Origin of the sequence: Bartonella sp. TP (genome assembly GCF_030406085.1) — a bacterium.
Classification (GTDB): Bacteria; Pseudomonadota; Alphaproteobacteria; order Rhizobiales; family Rhizobiaceae; genus CALTWN01.
This window is the reverse complement of sequence record NZ_CP129002.1, coordinates 809584-829711: the sequence shown is the minus strand read 5'-3', so window position 1 is coordinate 829711 and position 20128 is coordinate 809584. Positions and strand designations below refer to the sequence as shown.

The following is a 20128-nucleotide window of genomic DNA, read 5'->3' as shown; positions in this document are numbered from 1 at the left end:
CAATATCGTTAAAACAAAAATTTCTTATACATAAATCAAACAGGCCTTAATATATTATAATCCTTTTTAAATACCAATGGTAATGGCCGCCAATCGTAACCGCTATGGCGCAAAATCTGAAAAAAAACAGATTCTGGATTATAGAAAAAAGCGCTTTTTGTCAAAAGCTGATTAATTACATATTGCCTATTTTCCATACATTCAAAAATTAACTCCGGTTTTGCTAAAAATAATAAATCTATACCACAAATATTTTCTTTAAAATCATAATGTGTCTTGCTTGTGATTATATTTTGCTTTATTTCCCCATCAGTAAAAGATGTTAAGATAGAATCTATCAAAAATGGAACCTTAAGCCAAATATCTGGTCGCGTTACAACGACATAATCATAATTTACTTGCTGTTGCTTCACATGATCTCTAGCAAAAGATATAGCATTTGCCATACTATGCATTACCGACTTCATTCCAAAAAGGCTAAAACCATACTCTTGGTGAGCATCAACAAAGACTTTTTCAATATCTTTTTCTGTTACAGATATCAAACCAGAAATTTTTTCTTCTACATCTGAAACCCGACAAGTATAACCTAGCTCTTCTGATCCTTGTTCCTCTATTACAAGTTTATTGATATCTCCATAGGCTTTATGTATTTCTACTGCTGTAACATCTCCAGAGCAATGCTGATATTTATGCCAAGTTTTCGTATTATGATCTAGCTTAGACCAAGTATGAATAAACAAATCATAATTATAATAACGCAGTAAATTTAGCTTAAAAAACGGCGCACAAAGACTAAAGGTGCGCATGTGCCCATATAAACATACAGCCACCTTATATTTCTTTTTTATTTTGCTACGCAACATCAAACCCTCAATATACCAAACGTCTTTAGTCTTTAGCCTAGTTTAAAATACAGGAACATCTTGCATAGTTAAATGTTAACAAGAACAAGCCACGCTCTAGGATAAACTCTATAGCTTAAAAAGGAGTATATAACATGAAAGATCAACATGGCAACAAAAAATTACCAACGGAGCATGAGCGCGCGCCAAAGGTTAGTGCAGAAATAACCCCAACGTTAAAAGGTGGGCACATGGAGCGCAAGATTAAAGACGGACGCGATTAGGTTTATTAAAGTTCTGTTAAGATAAGTATGCTAGAATTATAGCTTAATAACGCTAAACTATAATTTATCCTGCATGACGAGCCCATATAAAAAAATCTTCCAAGCTCCTGGTACATTAGGCTTTTCCCTAGCCGGATTCATAGCCCGCATGCCCAACGCCATGGTGGTTATTAGCCTTACGCTAATGCTAACCACCTTAGGTTTTTCTTACACAAAAGCCAGCTACGTTACTGTAACTTATATACTTGCAAGCGCGCTTATATCCCCGCAAACAGCCCGCCTTGCGGATTTATACGGCCAGCGCAAAGTCGTAATCATCTGCAGTATAACTGCTATGATGGCCTTGCTAGCGCTACTAATTTCCAGTCAGCTCAGCGCCCCAATAGGGATATTAATCGGCTTATCCATAATAGCTGGCCTCGCACCTAATTTTGGGGCATTAGTTCGTACTAGATGGTCGCGTATCTACACTAATTCTAAATATTTACGAAGTGCATTTGCTTTCGAATCCCTAGTAGATGAAATAGTATTTATCGTAGGTCCTATACTGGCAATTGTGCTAACCACAAATGTATCATCGTCTGCTGGCCTACTAACAGCTATAACTTTTCTGGCTGTGGGCAGTTTTAGTTTTGTTATGCAACGCCGCACAGAACCCGCAATAATAACAAGCCAGAGTAGCGAGCGAAAATCTATGCTGCGGCAACGCAACCTACTGGTTCTTAGCTTTATTTTATTTATATTTGGTATCATATACGGCGCTGCCGAACTAAGCACTATCGCATATGCAAAAGAAATACATAAAGAAAGCCTCGCCTCTTTGCCAATAGTTACCTATGCCGTGGCATCTTTTTTAACTGGCTTCACATATGGATCAAAGCATATTAAATTGCCTCTGCCCCAACAATTGCTTTTAACTCTAGGCTGCTCAGCCATAGCTACATTACCATTCTTATATATAGTTAATTTAACAAGTTTATGCATTGCTTTATTTTGCTCTGGTGCAGCTTGCGCCCCTACCCTTATCATCGCAACCTCACTAGTAGAAAAAATTGCACCAGAAAAACAACTAACCGAAGGTATAAGCTGGGCTATAACAGGATTAAATTTAGGGACTTCTTTAGGTTATACGCTAACCAGCTATTTAATAGATACTGGCGGCGCTTCTCGCGGTTTCTCTGCTGCAATAATCGCGGGGTTTCTTTCCTTTATCGTTGCCCTGTTTGCTTTCAAACAACTCAAATCAATCTAGCGTTGCGCCATTTACCCGTAGAGTAATAAAGCTGCGTAATAATTAAGCAGAACAAAGCGCCCACGGGAAAACACAGCCAAATCGCATCTACGCCTAATACTTTATAAAAACAGTAATAGAAACCGATGCGTATAGGATATACAGATATAAATATGAATAATAGAGGCAAAAACACCACCCCATTTGCGCGTAAAGTTGCCATTATCACTGTCGCAATACCAAATAAAATAAGGCTCCAATCCGTTAGCCATTGTATATGGCGCGCTATTTCGATGGCTCCACTACCAGGGGCTATAAATAGCTGCATTATAGGTCTATCAAATATAATCAATATTGCCATCAAAGCCAAAGACATAACAACGCAAACGATTACGCCATATCTATTAATAAGAGCTACACGATCCCAAAGCCCAGCGCCAATATTTTGTGCGGCCATAGCCCCTACGGCACTACTAACGGCAAAACCCGGCATTTGAAGGTACATCCATAATTGCTGGCAAATATTATAGGCAGCTATCGTATCTAGCCCCTCTTTATTTACAAAAGACACCATAACTAAAGAAGAGCTAGCTAAAAATAACATTTGCAAGCAAATAGGAAAACCTTGCCTAAAAATTCTTCTAATCTGGTACCATGATGGTAAAAGATATAAAAGCTGCGCGCCCCTAAGGCACAAAGGCGAGCGAGAAGCGTATAAGTACACTATCTGCAAAGCCAAAGCGCTGTAATTTGCAACCACAGTTGCCCAGGCAGAGCCAGCGATACCAAGCTTAGGAAAAATACCGATTCCCAATATCAACAAAGGATTTAATACCACGTCTAGCACCACGGTAAGCGCCATAAACCACATTGCTGTTAACGAATCGCCAATTCCGCGCAAGCTTAAAATAACCACCAAAAGCACTACAATTGCTGGCAAGGCAATGAAGATTCCCCGTGAAAAAACATAGGCATCGGCAAAAGCTTCTATAGGAGTACTCAATAACTTTAAAATAGTTGAGCAATACCACCAGCCCAAAGCAGAGGCTGCAATTGACGCAATAATAATCATTCCTATAGAGGCACCAAAAACCTTACGCGCATTCTCCATTTCACCGCGGCCACAATATTGCGCAATAAAAGTTGTAGACGCTAAACCAAAGCCAAACACAAGCGAGAACACTAAAAAAATAATCAAATTAGCATTTGCAGTCGCCGCTAACGAATTTTCACCTAAAAAACGCCCTACCCAAATAGTATTAATTGAACCGTTCAAGGATTCAAAAACGTTAGAAAACAATATAGGTATCGAAAACAACCATAGTTGCTTAGAAACAGAACCTACTGTTAAATCTTTAATTTTTGTTTCATTATTCATAGGATTTAAATCCCACCTCGCCGCTCAATTTTAGCGCCCATATCATACATTAATTAAAAGCTTGTCAAGCACTTTCTGTTCCAAACAAAGAGAATTTTATTAAACATGCATTGACCGCTATAAATTTATATGTATCATAGAAATGCTTTTAAGAAAACAGAGAAACTTACCTTGCCTACCACAACAAACATAAAAAATGCAGAAGAAAAACCTAATTGGGTAATTCCTGTCGTTTTAGCGATAGCATTTTTTATGGAAAATATAGACGCCACCGCTATTGCAACCTCTTTGCCAACTATTGCAAGCGCTATAAATACCGACCCCATTGCACTAAAATTAGCTATGACAGCCTATTTAGTCTCCCTATCGGTCTTCATTCCTATAAGCGGGTGGATGGCAGACAGATTTACAGCCAGGCATGTATTCCGGCTCGCTATTGTAGTATTTATGCTAGGATCCATACTTTGTACTGCCGCAAATTCACTCTGTTTTTTTGTAATTTCACGCTTTATACAAGGAATGGGTGGCGCTATGATGGTGCCAGTAGGTCGCCTTTTTTTACTACGCATAACACCAAAAAATCAGCTTGTTTCTGTTTTATCTTGGTTCTCCATACCTGCTTTAGCTGGTCCGTTAATGGGACCACCAATTGGTGGTTTTATAACAACTTATTTTAGTTGGCATTGGATTTTTCTTATTAATATCCCTATAGGTATTATTGGGCTAATTTGCGCTTCTATCTATATGCCCAAAAGCGAAGAGATTAACAAACGTCCTTTAGATTGGATAGGTTTTTTACTTTCTGGCTTAGCTGTATCTTTATTAATATTTGGCATGTCTATTATTAGCCTGCCTACCGTACGTAAAGAATATGGTATAGTAATGACCATATCTGGATTGATCCTAGGCTATGGTTACGTAACTTATGCAAAGCGGATAAAACACCCGCTGCTTGATATAAAAATTTTCAAAAATAACGTATTTCGAAAAGCAATTTTTGGCGGTTCAATTTTTCGCATAGGTATCGGCGCCGTGCCTTTTTTATTGCCGCTAATGCTACAGCTTGGGTTTCATCTAACACCAATGCAATCCGGTGCAATTACCTTTAGCACTGCTTTAGGTTCGCTATCCTCTAAATTACTTCTTAATTATATAACCGATAGAATTAGTTTTTATAACATTGCTGTATATGGCTCGGCAATGTCAGCTATAATAACCGTTTCTTATGGTCTTTTTGTGCCCTCAACACCATGCTGGCTAATGTTACTTATATTAGCTATAGGCGGTCTTCTACAATCGCTATTCTTTTCCTGCATTAATGCTGTAGGCTTTAGTCAAATTGAAAAAAGTCAAATGAGTCAAGCTACCCCAATACACACAGTTGCACAGCAAGCATCATTAGCGCTTGGTGTAGCAATTGCTGGCATGATTTTAGAATTCTGCATAGCTTTTCATGGCAATAGTGTGCAAATAAAAGATTTTCACCTAGCATTCTTTGTCGTCGGCTTTATCTCTTTATTTTCCATTGCGATCTTTAAAAGATTTGACCGTAATGTTGGAAACGAGTTAAAAAAACCAAAAAGATAAGATAAATTTTTATATGTTTACCATCTCCAAACAATTCCATTTTTCTGCTTCGCATCAATTAACAGATTTACCTGTTGAACATCCTTGTGCCAGATTGCACGGACATAATTATATTGTAATACTAAAACTCCGAGCAGAAAAACTAAATACCGATGGCTTTGTTGAAGATTATCGTAATTTAGATTTTTTTAAAAAATACATAGACACCACAATGGATCATAGACATTTAAATGATGTTTTTAAGCATAATAAAATTACCGCTGAATTTTTGGCCCAGCATTTTTATGAATGGTCCAAACCACAACTTATCCCTTTATATAAAGTTATGGTAAGTGAAACGCCTAAAACTTGGGCAACCTATCAGGTAGATTAAATTTTGACTCCAAACAATACAAACTCCATACGTATTAGCGAAATTTTTGGCCCCACCATACAGGGAGAAGGACTGTTAATAGGGCAACCTACCATTTTTGTACGCATGGCTGGATGTGATTTTCGTTGTAATTGGTGCGATACCTTGCATGCAGTAGATTCTAGCTTTCGAGACGAATGGAAATTGATGTCGGTCACAGAAATTTGGCAACAAGTAGAATTCCTATCGAGCAACAATCCAATAACTATCTCATTATCGGGCGGCAATCCTGCTATACAAAATCTTGAAGATTTCATTAAATTAGGGCGGTCCAAAGGCTATAGATTTGCTATGGAGACTCAAGGGTCTATAATAAAAACATGGTTTGATTTATTGAATGTTCTGGTGCTTAGCCCCAAACCGCCCTCTAGCCATATGTCAAATGATTGGAACATATTTGATAAATGCTGTAAAACAAAAGCAAATAGTACCATTATAAAAATACCTATTTTAGATGAAGCAGATTACTCATTTGCACGAGAAGTCTTTGCAAAATATCCACTTATGCCCTTCTATCTACAGCCTGTAAATTCTACGCCACCTTATTTAACAGATTTACACGCTAAAAATGATGAAAGTTTCATAGATATCCCAGCTATTCTTGTACGCATGCGTTGGCTTATAGACCGAGCTATGGCAGATCAATGGTTTGATGTAAAAATTTTACCACAATTACACGTGTTAATATGGGGAAATAAAGGAGGAGTTTAATAGAAGCTTTTATTAATTTATTACAAAAGATAGTAGTTTACTATATGAATCGGAAGCTTGTTTGGACAAATAACTATAACATCAAACCTTAAGTTGCATTTTTCTATATTTTTTCTTCTAGATAGCCAATGGCTTGCTGCTGCCACTATCCGTTTTGCAGCTTTTCTTGTAACAGCATTCAACGCTTCTTCAAGCTCATTTCTTGCTTTAACCTCCACAATTATAAGCAGCTTACCTCGTTTTGCTATAATATCAACTTCACCCCTTGGAGTTTTATAGCGGCGATCCAGAATTCGAAAGCCCTTAAACCTCAAATACCAAGCCGCGTAGTTTTCTGCGCGCCACCCTTTTTCATAAGTCGTTAAACTTTGATATGGTCGCCATAAAAACAATCTTAAAACTCCAAAATCATTCTGTAAAGTTGCTGTTTTGGTAATCCAGTTATCTTTGCCACAAAAGCTGCTGCTTTAGCAGCTGGCATATTCTGCATATGCGTCTTTAATAAATGCTTGAGTTCGGTTTTATCATAAGATTTTGCAATACTAGCACCTGGCTCAACCAAAATCACAATTTCACCCAATTTTGTAACATTGGCAAAATAATATTCATATAAACGCGCTAAATTATCAGCTTTATACGTTTCAAATTTTTTCGTCAATTCACGGCATATAGCCGCCTCTCTATCGGAACCAAAAACCTCTACCATATCAGCCAGGGTTTTAATTAAACGATGCGGAGATTCATAAAACACCAAGGTAGCTGAAATATCAACGAGCTCTGATAACATTTTACGCCGTGCTACATGGCGAGCTGGCAAAAAACCTACAAAATAAAACTGATTTGTCGGCAAGCCAGAAGCGCTCAAAGCGGCTATAGCAGCACATGCACCCGGAATAGGGACTGTTTTAATTTTTGTTTGCGTGGCATACTGGACTAACTCAAACCCTGGGTCAGAAATTATTGGAGTTCCAGCATCTGAGATAATAGCCACAGATCGACCATTTGCAATTTCAGCTATAAGTTTAATGCCAATCTGCGCAGGGCTATGCTCATGATAGCTAACCATTTTAGCTTTTATACCATAATGATTTAACAGTTTTAGACTAACCCGCGCATCCTCACAAGCAATTATATCAACCGCGGCCAAGGTCTCTAACGCACGTAAGGTTATATCAGACAAATTTCCTATAGGCGTAGATACAATATAAAGCGCTGGCTCCAGAGGCTTAGCCTCATAAATGTGGGAGCCTATAGTGTAACTACGCACCATAGAAGCCATTGGGTTACTTCATAGACCCGCTTTGAATAAAGCTAGTATGCCAAGAAAATGCCTCTTCTAATATATGTGGCGTGTGCCCTGCACGCTTTTCGATAGCACGCTCAAAGTAGCTATTAAGCTTTTCACGGTAGATAGGATGCACGCAATTATCTATTATTGCTCGCGCTCTTTCTCTAGGAGCCAACCCCCGTAAATCGGCTAGGCCTATTTCAGTAGCTACGATATCTACATCATTTTCTGCATGATCTACATGCGACACCATAGGTACAACAGAGGATATGTTACCATCCTTTGCTATAGATTTCGTTACAAATATAGATAAATAAGCATTCCTAGCAAAATCACCCGACCCACCTATGCCATTCATCATATGAGTACCACAAACATGTGTAGAATTAACATTGCCATAAATATCAAATTCCAAGGCAGTATTTATTGCTATTATACCCAATCGCCTTATAATCTCAGAGGCATTTGAAATCTCTTGTGGTCTTAATACTAATTTATCTTTATATTTCTTTATATTATCAAAAACTTTTCTAGAGCAAGGCTCGGTCAACGTAATAGACGACGCAGAAGCAAATTCTAATTTTCCAGAATCTATTAAATCAAAGGTAGAATCCTGCAGCACTTCACTATACATCTCTAAACCACGAAAAGAACTATTTACAAATCCGCCTAACACAGCGTTAGCTATAGCTCCAATACCTGCCTGCAAAGGTAAAAGCGCAGGAGTTAGCCTACCTTTTTCTATCTCTTTTTCAAAAAATTTTACCAAATGGTCTGCGATAGCTTGCGTATCTTTATCAGCAGCAGCGATGACAGCAGGGCTATCCGGTATATTGGAAATAACTATAGCAGCAATCTTGTTAGGGTCTAGCGGGATATAAGGCAAGCCTATTCTATCTCTACTGCCCGTAATAGCTATAGGCTCACGGTCCCCTATTAATTTTGGTGCATATATATCGTGCAGCCCTTCAAATGCAACGTCAACCGTAGTATTTAACTCTATGATTACCTTTTTAGCCTGCGCAATAAAATTTGCTGAATTACCTACGGACGTAGTTGGGATAATACCGCCATCTTCTGTTATAGCTGCAGCTTCAACTATAGCGCAATCTACAGCACGCAAATGACCATTACGCAATTGCTCAGCCGTTTCTGATAAATGCTGGTCAATAAACATAACCTGCCCGGCATTTATAGCTTTTCTCAACGTAACATCAACTTGAAAAGGCAGGCGCCGGGCTAATATGCCAGCTTCGCACAAAATCTTGTCGGTATCATGCCCTAAAGATGCTCCCGTTATTAGCGTAATTTTGAATGGCGCTTTTTCGGCCTTCTGCGCTAGGGCTTTTGGTAGTAATTTTACATCACCAGCTTTAGTAAAGCCGCTCATTCCTACTACCATACCATCTTGCACAAAAGCGGCTGCCTCTTGAGCGCTAACCACTTTAGATTCCAACCCAGCATATCGAATACGATCTTTATACATGTTCACCTCTTAAATATTATTTTTATAGTTTACCATTGTGTAAACTTACATAGCTTGCCCTATTTCTTCTAAAATATCAAGAGCGACTTTAGCCGGATCGTTTGCTTGAATTATTGGTCGCCCGACCACTAAATAATCAGATCCTGCCTTAATAGCTTCGCCTGGTGCTGCAATTCGCTTTTGATCTCCATTTTTAAAGCTTTTAGGTCTAATGCCCGGAGTTACCAAAACAAAGCCTGGGCCCAGAAGCGGCCTTATCAAATCCGTTTCCCAAGCAGATGCCACGACTCCGTTCATACCTAAATTTTTAGCTAAATGACAACGTTTAAGCACTAAATCAGCAACGCTTATACTATAACCAGCAAGGCCTAAATCGCTATCATCCATAGATGTCAGCACTGTTACAGCTAATAAACATAACTTGCTACCCTTAACAACTTCAGCCGCAGCCTTCATAGCTCCAGGATAGGCGTGAATAGTAAGCATATCCACATCTAGTTTCAATATATTCTCTACTGCATGCGCTATAGTATTTTCGATATCTAATAACTTTAAATCCAAAAAGATTTTTTTGCCTGCTTTTACTAAATCTTGAGCTAAATCAAGACCTCCGTTATAAGCCAATTGATGCCCAATTTTATAAAACTTTATTGAATCATCCAATCTTTTAAGTACATTTTCTGCAAGCCTAACAGTAGGAACATCTAAAGCAACTATCAATTTATCATGTGCCAATTTTAGCTGATCACTTAACATTATGACCTACCTTTATTAGTGGGACTAATTGCCCTGCAATCTCATTATATAAAACCTCAAAAGTCGAATTTGCCCCTTCAGGTTTACCATTCAAAGCAATATCAAAGGGGACTTGTGCCAGCAATTTAATATTTTGCTTTTTAGCTTCAGCTGCAGCTCCATTTTTTCCAAAAATATGATAAACCTTACCAGTATCAGGAGCCACAAAATAACTCATATTTTCTATCAAGCCCAAAATAGGTACATTTGTTTTACGAAACATAGCAATAGCGCGCCGCACATCCAACAAGGCCAGCTCTTCTGGCGTAGAAATTATAATAGCGCCAGTTAAACGTGCTTTTTGCACCAATGTCAATTGTATATCGCCTGTACCAGGAGGCAGGTCGATTATTAAAACATCTAAATCATCCCAAGCGACACCGTACAACATTTGGCGAACAAACGAAGTAGCCATATGGCCGCGCCAAATTACCGGGGCTTCTTCTTCAAGAAAAAAACCTATTGACATTATTTGCAAGCCATCACTCACTATAGGTAAAATTTTCTTTACGCCCTGCGTATCTTCTATAGTTTCTGGTTTTTTCCCTTTTATAGATGCTAATGAAGGGATAGAAGGGCCGTATACGTCTAAATCTAATAATCCTACTCGCAAACCTTTATTTAACAAACTGCGTGCTATATTAATAGCACTGGTTGATTTTCCTACACCGCCCTTACCAGAGGCTATAGCTATAATATTGGGTACAGAGCTTTCAGGTTTTTCTTCTTGCGTAAGAGGCCTAGGCGCTTGCTTTTGCGGCTCGGCTTCGATTGGTGCGCGTTTTTTTTCCATAGTAAAGTTAATATAAGCTTCTTGCAACCCAGGTACCGTCAAGGCGATCTGCTCTAGTTTAGTCTGCAAATTATCTAAACGCTCAGCTATATCTCCTGGAAAGGACAAAGTAAAATAAACTTTCTTATCGCTTATATACACATCCGCCAACAATATATCTAACTTTGCCAATTTTAACTTAGCTAACAAATTACCTTTAATAGATTCCGTCACGATTTTAGCCGCCTCTTTTTGCCCTGGTCAAAATGTATAATCATCCCCTGTTTCAAGGCCTCCGTGCTTATCATATTCGCTAAACTTTCCACTTTCACTTCGCCAGCAAATGCGGTAAAATTATGTTGTTTTAATAACTCTTGTACATTATACAAAGCTTCACTTATAGAAATTATACAATCCTCATAATTAGCTTTAACAGAACCTGACATCAAACATTTACAATCTACTAGGTATCTTCTAATAATACTAAGAGAATCTAGCTCATCTGTCTTTAATTTTTGGCTCATAAGTCACCCCTTAACTGACCATTTTTCTATAAGCCAATTAAACTTAATTAGGGTTATAAAATAGTTACCACAAAAAATTACTATACGCAATTTATGAAAAATCTTGACTTTTCATCAAAAATTGCTATTAATCATCAAACTGACTACAAAGCTTTAGCAAGAAGGGCCGCTCGGCGCGGTGATAAATAGATGAAACGTACCTACCAACCCTCAAAATTAGTTCGCAAACGCAGACATGGTTTCAGAGCTCGCATGGCCACTCCGGGAGGTCGCAAAGTTATTGCTGCTCGCAGAGCTCGCGGTCGCAAAAGACTTTCAGCATAATTTTACGTATACCCATTATTTTTAATGGCAAAACTATAAAAAGTATGTACTGCAACGCTTTATTGGCAAAAGGAGTGTCTCGCCTTAAAAAAAGGCAAGATTTTTTGCGCGCCCATTGTGGTCTCCGTATAAAAGCAGATGCTTTTTTAATAGAAAGCTATAAACGGGATAGCCACTCGAAAGGGCTAATTGTTCCACTACAAATTGCTAGGGTTGGTTTTACTGTAACACGCAAAAATGGCAACGCTATTGTAAGAAATAGAATTAAGCGCCGTTTGTCAGAAGCGGTTAGAATTGGTCTGCAAAATAACTTGCTGGCTGGTTACGATTATGTAATAATAGCTCGTAAGGCTTGCCTTTATTTACCCTTTGAAGAATTACTAAAAGCTCTAAAAGAACAAATTAATAAATGTAACAGCGCCTATTGCAAATTTGCTTAACCCTATAGGATAAATAAGATGAAATATAATCCGAATTTTTTAATAGCTATGCTTCTATCTTTTGCAATAGTATGGGGCTGGCAATATTTTTATGTACGGCCTCATCAAAATTTAACGAAGCAAGCATTGATAATAAATAATCAAGCCCCGACAGAATCAGCTATACCATCTAACGGAACAATAAGCAAAATTTTACCCCCGCCCCAAGCTATTACAAAAGACAAAAGAGTTAACTTTGCAACCGAAATGTTGCGAGGCTCTATTAATCTTACAGGTAGCCGTTTTGATGATTTAGTATTGAAAAAATATCATGTAACAGTAAACAAAAACTCGCCACAAATACAGCTTTTGCAGCCAGCTGGCTCAAAAAATAGCTATATAGCCGAATTTGGCTTTGCTTCAACAGATAATAAAAACACAGTACCGCAGTCCAATACCCAATGGACTTTGGATCCTAAAACGCCTTTATTAACAGTTCAAACCCCCATTCATTTAACATATAATTCACCCGCAGGTTTAATGTTTAATCGCTGGATAAGCATAGACAACCAATATATGTTTACCATCACCGATAATATTACTAATAACAGCCAAAATCCAACTAACATTTCTGCCTATGGGCGTGTAGCAAGAGCGGCTATTCCTAGCCATGCACAATCTGCCTATTTATTGCACGAAGGATTAATAGGAGTAGCGGGTGATGAAGGCTTACAAGAAAAAAAATATGCGGATGTAGAAAAATTAGATCGCGATTCACAAGGTCAGAAAAAACTTACCTTCGCCCCCGCACAGGGCGGCTATATGGGGATAACAGATAAATACTGGGCGGTTGCCGCTATTCCACCACAAAACGTAAATTTTACTAGCAGATTTATATATTTTGATAATCTATCTGAGCATTTTCAAGCAGATTTAACACAAAACTCTATTTCCATTGCACCTAAACAAACAGTGAATATACAAAACCACCTGTTTGCTGGCGCAAAAAATGTTAGTATCATAGATAATTATCAAAAGAACTTACATATCAAAAAATTTGAGCTATTAATAGACTGGGGGCTGTTCAGTTTCATCACGCGCCCCATGTTTAGCTTAATAGATTTTTTATACAAAATCACAGGCAATTTTGGCATAGCTATATTATTGGTAACCATTATACTAAAAGCAGCTCTCTTTCCGCTAGCCAATAAATCTTACAAATCTATGGCAAAAATGAAATTGCTGCAGCCAAAACTGGAAACAATAAGACAAAAATATCCAGAAGATAAGACAAAGCAACAACAAGCAATAATGGATTTATATAAGAAAGAAAAAATAAATCCAGTCGCTGGCTGTTTGCCGATGCTTGTACAAATGCCAATCTTTTTTGCTTTGTATAAAGTTTTATACATTACTATCGAAATGCGCCAAGCTCCGTTCTTTGGCTGGATAAAAGATTTAGCTGCGCCAGATCCAACTTCTATATTTAATCTATTCGGATTAATACCGTATCACGTACCTTCCTTCTTAATGATTGGCGCTTGGCCTATAATCATGGGTATAACAATGTTTTTACAAATGCGGCTTAATCCAACACCAACAGAGCCAGCACAAGCTGCAATCTTCACCTGGATGCCATTGATATTTACCTTCATGCTTTCTTCTTTTCCTGTAGGCTTAGTTATTTATTGGGCATGGAACAATACACTAACTATAATACAGCAATTGCTAATAATGAAAAAAGAAGGGACAAAAATCGAATTTTTGGACAATATAAAAAGCTTGTTTCAAAGAAAATGAATTATTATTAGGATAAAGATTTTTGCAAAATGGCTTTCCCTTAAAGTGGGTCTTTCTACGTTCAGCCCCTTCAATAAATTTCCTACCACCTATTGGCCCCGCAGAAATAGCCTTTTGTGGCCGTTCAAATGTTGGCAAATCCAGTTTGATAAACTCTATAACAAATCGCAAGTCACTGGCACGTACATCCAACACGCCTGGGCGAACACAGGAGTTAAATTTTTTTATACCAGACGGCTATAGCGAGAGCGGTGCTTTGCCACCATTTGCCATTGTAGATATGCCGGGCTATGGTTACGCCCAAGCACCCAAACAATTGGTAAATAATTGGACCACATTGATATATGATTATTTAAAGTTCAGACCCAGTTTGAAACGCTTATATATCTTGATAGATTCGCGTCACGGCATAAAAGAAACTGACAAAACTATATTAAATCTTTTAGATAAAATAGCAGTCTCCTACCAAATAATATTAACAAAAGCAGATAAAATCCCAGTCACCTCTTTAGAAAAAATTGTAGATAGCACCTACAATGCAATTGCCAAGAGACCGGCAGCATATCCCCAACTTATTACAACTTCCGCCGTAAAAAAAATAGGATTAGACGAGATAAAAACGGCAATAATGGAAACAGTAAAATAGACCAATTATAATCTTTACTCAGTAAAGATTAACGTTTATACTAACTATTTATTATAGTGCTAAAAGAGAACAACAGGGGCCGATGCTAACACTTTTTCATCATATTATGTCTTCTTCTTCACGCGCTATACGCTTGATTTTATATGAGTTCAATATGAGCCTTACGCTTGTTGAAGAACATGAATGGGCAAGGCGCCAAGAGTTTCTACAACTAAACCCTGCTGGCTCGGTTCCTGTATTGCTCAATGAACATAGCCAAGCAATATCTGGAGCCTACAGCATAATAGAATATCTCGATGAAACTATAGGTCTGCTTAATAAGGACAATAATTTTTTTCCTAAATCTCCTATCGAGCGAGCAGAAATTCGACGTTTGATCAGCTGGTTTTTAGAGAAATTTAATTACGAAACTACCTATCCTATAGTCCGGCAACGTATATATAAAAGAGAAATGCCAACATCTCTAGGCGGTGGAGCGCCTGATTCTACTATATTACGCGCAGCGCGTAATAATATCAAACCGCATATGGAATATCTAAATTGGCTTACTCAAAATAATAACTGCCTTGCCAGCAGCACACTGAGTTATGCAGATTTTGCAGCAGCAGCTTGCGTGAGCATCTTAGATTATATGGATGAAATAGATTGGGCAGCATATGGCTATGCTAAGCAATGGTATATGCGTATAAAATCTCGTCCGTCCATGCGACCTATACTTTTTGATCGTGTAGCCGGACTCGCTCCCTCTACATATTACACTAGCCTAGATTTTTAACCAAGGAGATAAAATATGCGCATAACATTAATTGGAGCAACAGGCCGTATGGGTCTAGAATTAAAAAAAATTATAGCCCAAGATGCAAATTTATCAATTGCTGGTGAAATCTCTAAAAATACACAAAATATAGAGCATTTTTTTAGTAATAGCGATGTTGCAATAGATTTCAGTGCTCCTACTGGCACTATGCACTGCCTACCTATAGCCGCAAAACATAAACTACCTTATGTCTTGGGCACCACTGGCTTTAGCGCACAAGAACAAACATCTATAAAAAGCCATGCCAAAGATATAGCTATAGTACAATCTGGTAATATGAGCTTAGGTGTAACTGTTTTAGCTACATTAGTACAACAAGCCGCAAAAATGCTAAAAGGTGCTAATTTTGATATCTGCATAGAGGAAATGCACCACAAACAAAAAAAAGATGCTCCTTCGGGTACTGCACTTTTATTAGGCACCCATGTCTTACAGGGCGCGCCTAATACTGCGATACAATATGCATCTTTGCGCGGCGGCACTGTGGTTGGCGAACATAGCGTAATACTTGCTGGCGAAGGCGAACGCATAATGCTATCTCACTCTGCGCAAGATCGGCATATTTTTGCTATAGGTGCAATAAAGGCAGCCCACTGGCTACACGGTAGAGCAGCAGGTTTATACAATATGCAAGATGTTCTAACAATGTAATCTACCAATATAAAAGAGGACAGAGTTGACGCGAATTTTAGTATTAGTCCGTCATGGACAAAGTGAATGGAACTTGAAGAATCTGTTTACTGGCTGGAAAAACCCTCCATTAACCGAGCAAGGAATAGAGGAAGCAAAAAATGCTGGAAAAATATTAGCTGAACATGGCATAAAATTCGATATAGCTTTTACCTCAGGGCTAATACGCGCTCAGGATAGCTGCAAACATATTCTGACCGAAATGAACAATAAAACTATAGAAATAATCAGCGATAGCGCGCTAAATGAGCGGAATTATGGCACGCTTTCTGGTTTAAATAAAGATGAGGCTAAAATGAAATGGGGAGCGGAGCAGGTGCAAATCTGGCGCCGTTCTTATGACATTGCCCCGCCTGAAGGTGAAAGTTTGAAAGATACCAGCGCTAGAGTGCTGCCCTATTACCTACACCGCATCCAACCGCATCTACTAAATAAACAAACAACTTTAATCACAGCACATGGCAACTCGCTACGAGCGCTAATAATGGCTATAGAAGGATTAAACAGCCAAGAGATAGTTAAATATGAATTAGACACCGGAAAACCAATTATCTATCACATTAATAGCGATTCTACTGTGCATTCCATTTATAAAGCTTAGCTTAAAGCATAAGTTAAAGGCAACAGCCTTTTCCAGCTTAATGTGCCGCCTACTCTAAATCTCTACATTTACAAACAGTATTAATCTTTACGTGTCTGTGACTAAATTTTCACTCCGTAAAGCTCTTATAGACAAAGCCAGACGACCTATATTTAATATTGGTGCCTGAAGTTATCTCAAGCAGCTCAACATCTATAGCATTATCCTCAGCTGAGGTGAGTAGTAACTAACACGTTAGAAGGATTGGTATCGAGAGGTTTCTTCAAATAGTAGACGCTTAATTTATACTGCCCAGCAACGCTCGTTGCAAAAGTTGCTGTATAGGTTTTGTTATCATCCCTAAATTTTGTAAAAGTTGCAACTTCCTTTGTACCATCATATAAGCTCAAACGATTCGCTATGTCCCCGATAACATATGGTAATTTTAGCGTTACAGTATAATATGCCTCGCCGCTATAAATAGTAGCATCGCCTACCGTTAGCGCAGCATTTTTCACATTTTCTGGCTTCACAGTTATGGTAGCTGTGCTATTAGATTCAATCTCACCAATTTTAAGACCAATCACAAATTTCGTATCCGAAGAGACAGGGGTAATGTGAGTGAAGAGAACTGGATAATGCCATGCATTACCAGGAAATGTAGCATTACTAAATTTATAATCAATATTCGCTTTAAGCCCCGGCGGGCTTTTTACAAATGGCTTAATATCTAAAAGATCAAACCCTGCTCTACCAAACAAAACTTCAATAGTTGTATCGCCAGTATCACTTATTGTCTCCGAAGCTGGAATTAGCCGGGCTTTTGTTTATCTCAGGACCGCTGACATTTAGATGCCCTAATACTTTCAACACATCATCCAGGCCCGAATCTTTCAGGTAATGTATCCCTATATCATGTTTGCCAGCTTGATGTATTGTAAAAGTTCCAGTATATTTAGAACAATTACGATTCTCAGGTCCGCCAGTGCAATGGGAAACAATGGTTGCAGGGATTACTTTATTATTATCCACTATCTTCAAATCACCATGAATATCATCGCGGATAGGTCCATTATCAAAGTTATTTAGAGTAAGAGTAAAATTAACTTTTGCCTCATCAACACTACCTTCGCTCGTTAATGCTGGATTTGGTGGATCAAAAGTCATATGCGACATTTGAGCAGATGGCACGTCTGAGCTTATAACTATATCTCCAAAAATAAGGTCATTTACACTATTTGTTTTCGCTGTTTTTATACCAAATTTATAGCCATCAGAACGAAACTTTGAGATATTTTTCCATTTAACATGAAATTTAGCCTCCCCTTCAATCGTAGTGGTTACTTGAGCAGAAGGGTTAATTTCCCACTGAGTTGGCTCATCTATCAAAAAGCTTACGTTTTTATTAGGCAAAAGATTACCATATTGGTCTCTAAGCGTAAAAACAATATCTACAGCTGGTGAAAAATTACCCATATAAATTCCGGCTGCTGGGGTTACAGCAGACTTCTGCTCAGAAATAGCATTATTCTCGGCGCTAGCTTCAATATCTATTGCTGCGTTATGGATAAGCTTTCCATCATACTGCACGCTTAAATTATGTAGCCCTGACTTATAGGTCGAGAAAGTAGCTGTATAGGTAGTTACATTACCGGACTGCGCTTCAAAAGCGCTAAGCTCCTTATCGGTATTTGCACTATCTACAAGGCGTAATTTGCTAGCTACATTTTCTTTAATATTTGGCAATTTTAGCGTAAGTAGGAGCTTATCTTTATCGTCCGCATTTACAGCTTTTTTGTTCGCCGTTAGTTCAGCTTCTGTAAAATTAGGTAGATTAATAACTGCCACATCAGAAGGATTAGTATTTATTAAAGTTTCCAAATAATGAGCGGTAAGGCTATGAACTCCAGCAACATTAGTTGAAAAAATTGCCACATAGGTTTTGCTATCTTTACCTTTCTTAAAATCAGCAATTTTTTGGGTGCCGTCATACAAGCTTAACCGGCTCGCTATATCATCGCTAACGTTCGGCAAGTTTAGCGTAATATTGGATGTTAACTTATTGTCGACCACCTTAGGCGGCATTACAGCTAACGTGGCATTAGTCAATTTTTGATGCTGAACTTTTATGGTGGCTGTGTTCTTAGATGCAACTCCATAGATTTCAATACCAATCACAAAGTTCGCATCCTCAGATACAGCCCTAAGGGGCTTAAAGGTAAATTTATAATGCCCAGCTACACTACCCTTCGTAACAGCACTAAAAGAATAATTTGTATTTAACTCAGCGTTAGACGGCGACTTTAGCACTGGCTTAATATCTGACAGCTTAATATCGTTTCTATTAGCTACAGCTATATCAATGTCTGTGCTGCCAGCATCACTTATTATAGACGATTGCGGGGTTAATGTACTGGATTCTAATGCAGGATCCCTAACAATGAGCTCCGTTAATTTGGCCAAATGGGACGCGCCATCTGAATCTTTACTATAAGCTATGCCAATATCATGCGTACCCGCTTTATGCACTTTAAATGTACCTGTATAGATGCTGCATTCGCCGTCATAACTGCTTTGCTTACCAGTACAAGTTACCGTAATGTGCGAATCTGTTACTTTAGCATTATCTAATATACTCAAATCAGCACTAATATCATCTATAATAGGCATGTGATCAGCATTCAATAACCGAAGATAAAACTCAACTACTGCCTCGCCATTTGAATCTAATGTTGCAAACTCTGGGGTCAAGTTCATCTCCGAGTAACCAGAAGCAGGTGTATCTCGCCGTAGATACAAATGTCCGATGCTAGGAATATTTTGGTTACCTACTATTAGACCAAAATCAAAACTATCGCTATCATAAGGATTAACCTCAACTTTCCATCTAACATTGAAGCTACATTCACCATTAACGTTAGAAATTACTTCTAGAGGTTTAATTTCCCAATATTCAGGATTCCTTATCAATAAGCTTACTTTCTTATTAGGTAGAAGATTGCCATATTTGTCTTTAAGAGTAAAAGTAATTTTCTGACCATGTGAAAAAGTACCAACATAAATAATACGAGGATCTGGCTCCGTCTTAATAGTATCAACGGCTACAGCATTATTCTCGGCGCTGACATCAATATCAACTATGGCTTTATTTATAGGCTTTCCATCATAATTCACGCTTAAGCTATGTTTACCTGCCTTAGTGCTTGAGAAATTGGTTGTGTATGTCGCTAAATTACCCTGTTGCACTGTAAATACTGGGCTGGCGACCGCTTCTCCGTTATCTACAAGGCGTAATTTGCTAGCTACATTTTCTTTAATATTTGGCAATTTTAGCGTAAGTAGGAGCTTATCTTTATCGTCCGCATTTACAGCTTTTTTGTTCGCCGTTAGTTCAGCTTCTGTAAAATTAGGTAGATTAATAACTGCCACATCAGAAGGATTAGTATTTATTAAAGTTTCCAAATAATGAGCGGTAAGGCTATGAACTCCAGCAACATTAGTTGAAAAAATTGCCACATAGGTTTTGCTATCTTTACCTT

The 20128-nt window shown here is 38.2% G+C and carries 22 protein-coding genes; 12 read left to right on the top strand and 10 right to left on the bottom strand.

The genetic code is table 11. The annotated features are described in order from the left end of the window. Nucleotides 1-35 precede the first annotated feature (35 nt). Nucleotides 36-866: a hypothetical protein gene (locus tag QVL57_RS04020; RefSeq protein ID WP_290075922.1), complete on the bottom strand. Its 831-nt coding sequence runs from the start codon at nucleotides 864-866 to the stop codon at nucleotides 36-38. A 134-nt stretch (nucleotides 867-1000) separates the two neighbouring features. Between QVL57_RS04020 and QVL57_RS04015 the strand changes: the two genes are divergently transcribed. Together QVL57_RS04015 and QVL57_RS04010 are read left to right on the top strand one after the other, a co-directional pair. Further along, nucleotides 1001-1129 carry a hypothetical protein gene (locus tag QVL57_RS04015; protein ID WP_290075921.1) on the top strand — a complete coding sequence of 43 codons (129 nt, stop codon included), beginning with the start codon at nucleotides 1001-1003 and terminating at the stop codon, nucleotides 1127-1129. 73 nt (nucleotides 1130-1202) lie between these two features. Further along, nucleotides 1203-2381: an MFS transporter gene (locus QVL57_RS04010; protein ID WP_290075919.1), complete on the top strand. Its 1179-nt coding sequence runs from the start codon at nucleotides 1203-1205 to the stop codon at nucleotides 2379-2381. Here the strand turns inward: QVL57_RS04010 and QVL57_RS04005 are convergent. Further along, nucleotides 2368-3738, bottom strand: coding sequence for an MATE family efflux transporter (locus tag QVL57_RS04005; protein ID WP_290075917.1), 1371 nt, complete (start codon nucleotides 3736-3738; stop codon nucleotides 2368-2370). The two genes, QVL57_RS04010 and QVL57_RS04005, sit on opposite strands and share 14 nt — an antisense overlap. Nucleotides 3739-3867: 129 nt before the next feature. On the opposite strand from QVL57_RS04005, the gene QVL57_RS04000 reads away from it, so the two are divergent. From QVL57_RS04000 to queE, 3 genes are read left to right on the top strand one after another with little or no spacing between them, the layout of a single operon-like run. Then, complete coding sequence (locus QVL57_RS04000; protein WP_290075915.1) at nucleotides 3868-5325, top strand: DHA2 family efflux MFS transporter permease subunit; 1458 nt, start codon at nucleotides 3868-3870, stop codon at nucleotides 5323-5325. 13 nt (nucleotides 5326-5338) lie between these two features. Further along, a complete protein-coding gene (locus QVL57_RS03995; protein ID WP_290075913.1) occupies nucleotides 5339-5698 on the top strand; it encodes a 6-carboxytetrahydropterin synthase in 360 nt (119 codons plus the stop codon). Nucleotides 5699-5701: 3 nt separating this feature from the next. Next, nucleotides 5702-6448, top strand: coding sequence for a 7-carboxy-7-deazaguanine synthase QueE (gene queE / locus QVL57_RS03990; RefSeq protein WP_290075911.1), 747 nt, complete (start codon nucleotides 5702-5704; stop codon nucleotides 6446-6448). Between the two features lie 20 nt (nucleotides 6449-6468). Here queE and QVL57_RS03985 read toward each other — a convergent pair whose 3' ends face one another. Genes QVL57_RS03985 through QVL57_RS03960 form a run of 6 tightly spaced genes read right to left on the bottom strand, consistent with a single transcriptional unit; the run spans nucleotide 6469 to nucleotide 11313 of the window. Continuing rightward, complete coding sequence (locus tag QVL57_RS03985; protein WP_290075909.1) at nucleotides 6469-6840, bottom strand: YraN family protein; 372 nt, start codon at nucleotides 6838-6840, stop codon at nucleotides 6469-6471. Nucleotides 6841-6842: 2 nt separating this feature from the next. After that, entirely contained in the window at nucleotides 6843-7718 is an 876-nt protein-coding gene (rsmI, locus tag QVL57_RS03980; protein ID WP_290075907.1) for a 16S rRNA (cytidine(1402)-2'-O)-methyltransferase, read from the bottom strand. A 13-nt stretch (nucleotides 7719-7731) separates the two neighbouring features. Then, complete coding sequence (locus QVL57_RS03975; RefSeq protein ID WP_290075905.1) at nucleotides 7732-9222, bottom strand: acetyl-CoA hydrolase/transferase family protein; 1491 nt, start codon at nucleotides 9220-9222, stop codon at nucleotides 7732-7734. Nucleotides 9223-9267: 45 nt separating this feature from the next. After that, on the bottom strand, nucleotides 9268-9978 hold the full coding sequence (gene pyrF, locus QVL57_RS03970; protein ID WP_290075903.1) for an orotidine-5'-phosphate decarboxylase: 711 nt from the start codon (nucleotides 9976-9978) through the stop codon (nucleotides 9268-9270). After that, entirely contained in the window at nucleotides 9968-11023 is a 1056-nt protein-coding gene (locus tag QVL57_RS03965; RefSeq protein WP_290075901.1) for an Mrp/NBP35 family ATP-binding protein, read from the bottom strand. Before QVL57_RS03965 ends, pyrF begins: the two co-directional genes overlap by 11 nt. Then, nucleotides 11020-11313 carry a hypothetical protein gene (locus tag QVL57_RS03960; protein WP_290075899.1) on the bottom strand — a complete coding sequence of 98 codons (294 nt, stop codon included), beginning with the start codon at nucleotides 11311-11313 and terminating at the stop codon, nucleotides 11020-11022. The genes QVL57_RS03965 and QVL57_RS03960 overlap by 4 nt, the downstream gene beginning before the upstream one ends. A gap of 189 nt (nucleotides 11314-11502) precedes the next feature. Between QVL57_RS03960 and rpmH the strand changes: the two genes are divergently transcribed. The 7 genes from rpmH to QVL57_RS03925 all read left to right on the top strand — a co-directional run bounded on the left by rpmH (nucleotide 11503) and on the right by QVL57_RS03925 (nucleotide 16610). Beyond that, on the top strand, nucleotides 11503-11637 hold the full coding sequence (rpmH, locus tag QVL57_RS03955) for a 50S ribosomal protein L34 (protein ID WP_290075897.1): 135 nt from the start codon (nucleotides 11503-11505) through the stop codon (nucleotides 11635-11637). A 74-nt stretch (nucleotides 11638-11711) separates the two neighbouring features. Further along, nucleotides 11712-12077, top strand: a complete 366-nt coding sequence (gene rnpA, locus QVL57_RS03950) for a ribonuclease P protein component (RefSeq protein WP_290075895.1) — start codon at nucleotides 11712-11714, stop codon at nucleotides 12075-12077. A gap of 18 nt (nucleotides 12078-12095) precedes the next feature. Next, entirely contained in the window at nucleotides 12096-13856 is a 1761-nt protein-coding gene (yidC, locus tag QVL57_RS03945) for a membrane protein insertase YidC (protein WP_290075894.1), read from the top strand. Between the two features lie 22 nt (nucleotides 13857-13878). After that, a complete protein-coding gene (yihA, locus tag QVL57_RS03940; RefSeq protein WP_290075892.1) occupies nucleotides 13879-14502 on the top strand; it encodes a ribosome biogenesis GTP-binding protein YihA/YsxC in 624 nt (207 codons plus the stop codon). 82 nt (nucleotides 14503-14584) lie between these two features. Beyond that, nucleotides 14585-15277 (top strand): glutathione S-transferase family protein, encoded by a 693-nt coding sequence (locus QVL57_RS03935; RefSeq protein ID WP_290075891.1) that lies wholly within the window; start codon nucleotides 14585-14587, stop codon nucleotides 15275-15277. A gap of 15 nt (nucleotides 15278-15292) precedes the next feature. Further along, on the top strand, nucleotides 15293-15970 hold the full coding sequence (locus tag QVL57_RS03930) for a dihydrodipicolinate reductase C-terminal domain-containing protein (protein WP_290075890.1): 678 nt from the start codon (nucleotides 15293-15295) through the stop codon (nucleotides 15968-15970). Between the two features lie 25 nt (nucleotides 15971-15995). Then, nucleotides 15996-16610, top strand: a complete 615-nt coding sequence (locus tag QVL57_RS03925) for a 2,3-bisphosphoglycerate-dependent phosphoglycerate mutase (RefSeq protein WP_290075889.1) — start codon at nucleotides 15996-15998, stop codon at nucleotides 16608-16610. Nucleotides 16611-16816: 206 nt separating this feature from the next. Here the strand turns inward: QVL57_RS03925 and QVL57_RS03920 are convergent, their stop codons facing one another. Both QVL57_RS03920 and QVL57_RS03915 read right to left on the bottom strand, forming a co-directional pair. Next, entirely contained in the window at nucleotides 16817-17350 is a 534-nt protein-coding gene (locus QVL57_RS03920) for a hypothetical protein (protein WP_290075887.1), read from the bottom strand. A 25-nt stretch (nucleotides 17351-17375) separates the two neighbouring features. After that, a partial coding sequence (locus tag QVL57_RS03915) for a hypothetical protein (RefSeq protein ID WP_290075885.1) occupies nucleotides 17376-20128 on the bottom strand: 2753 nt, incomplete at its 5' end.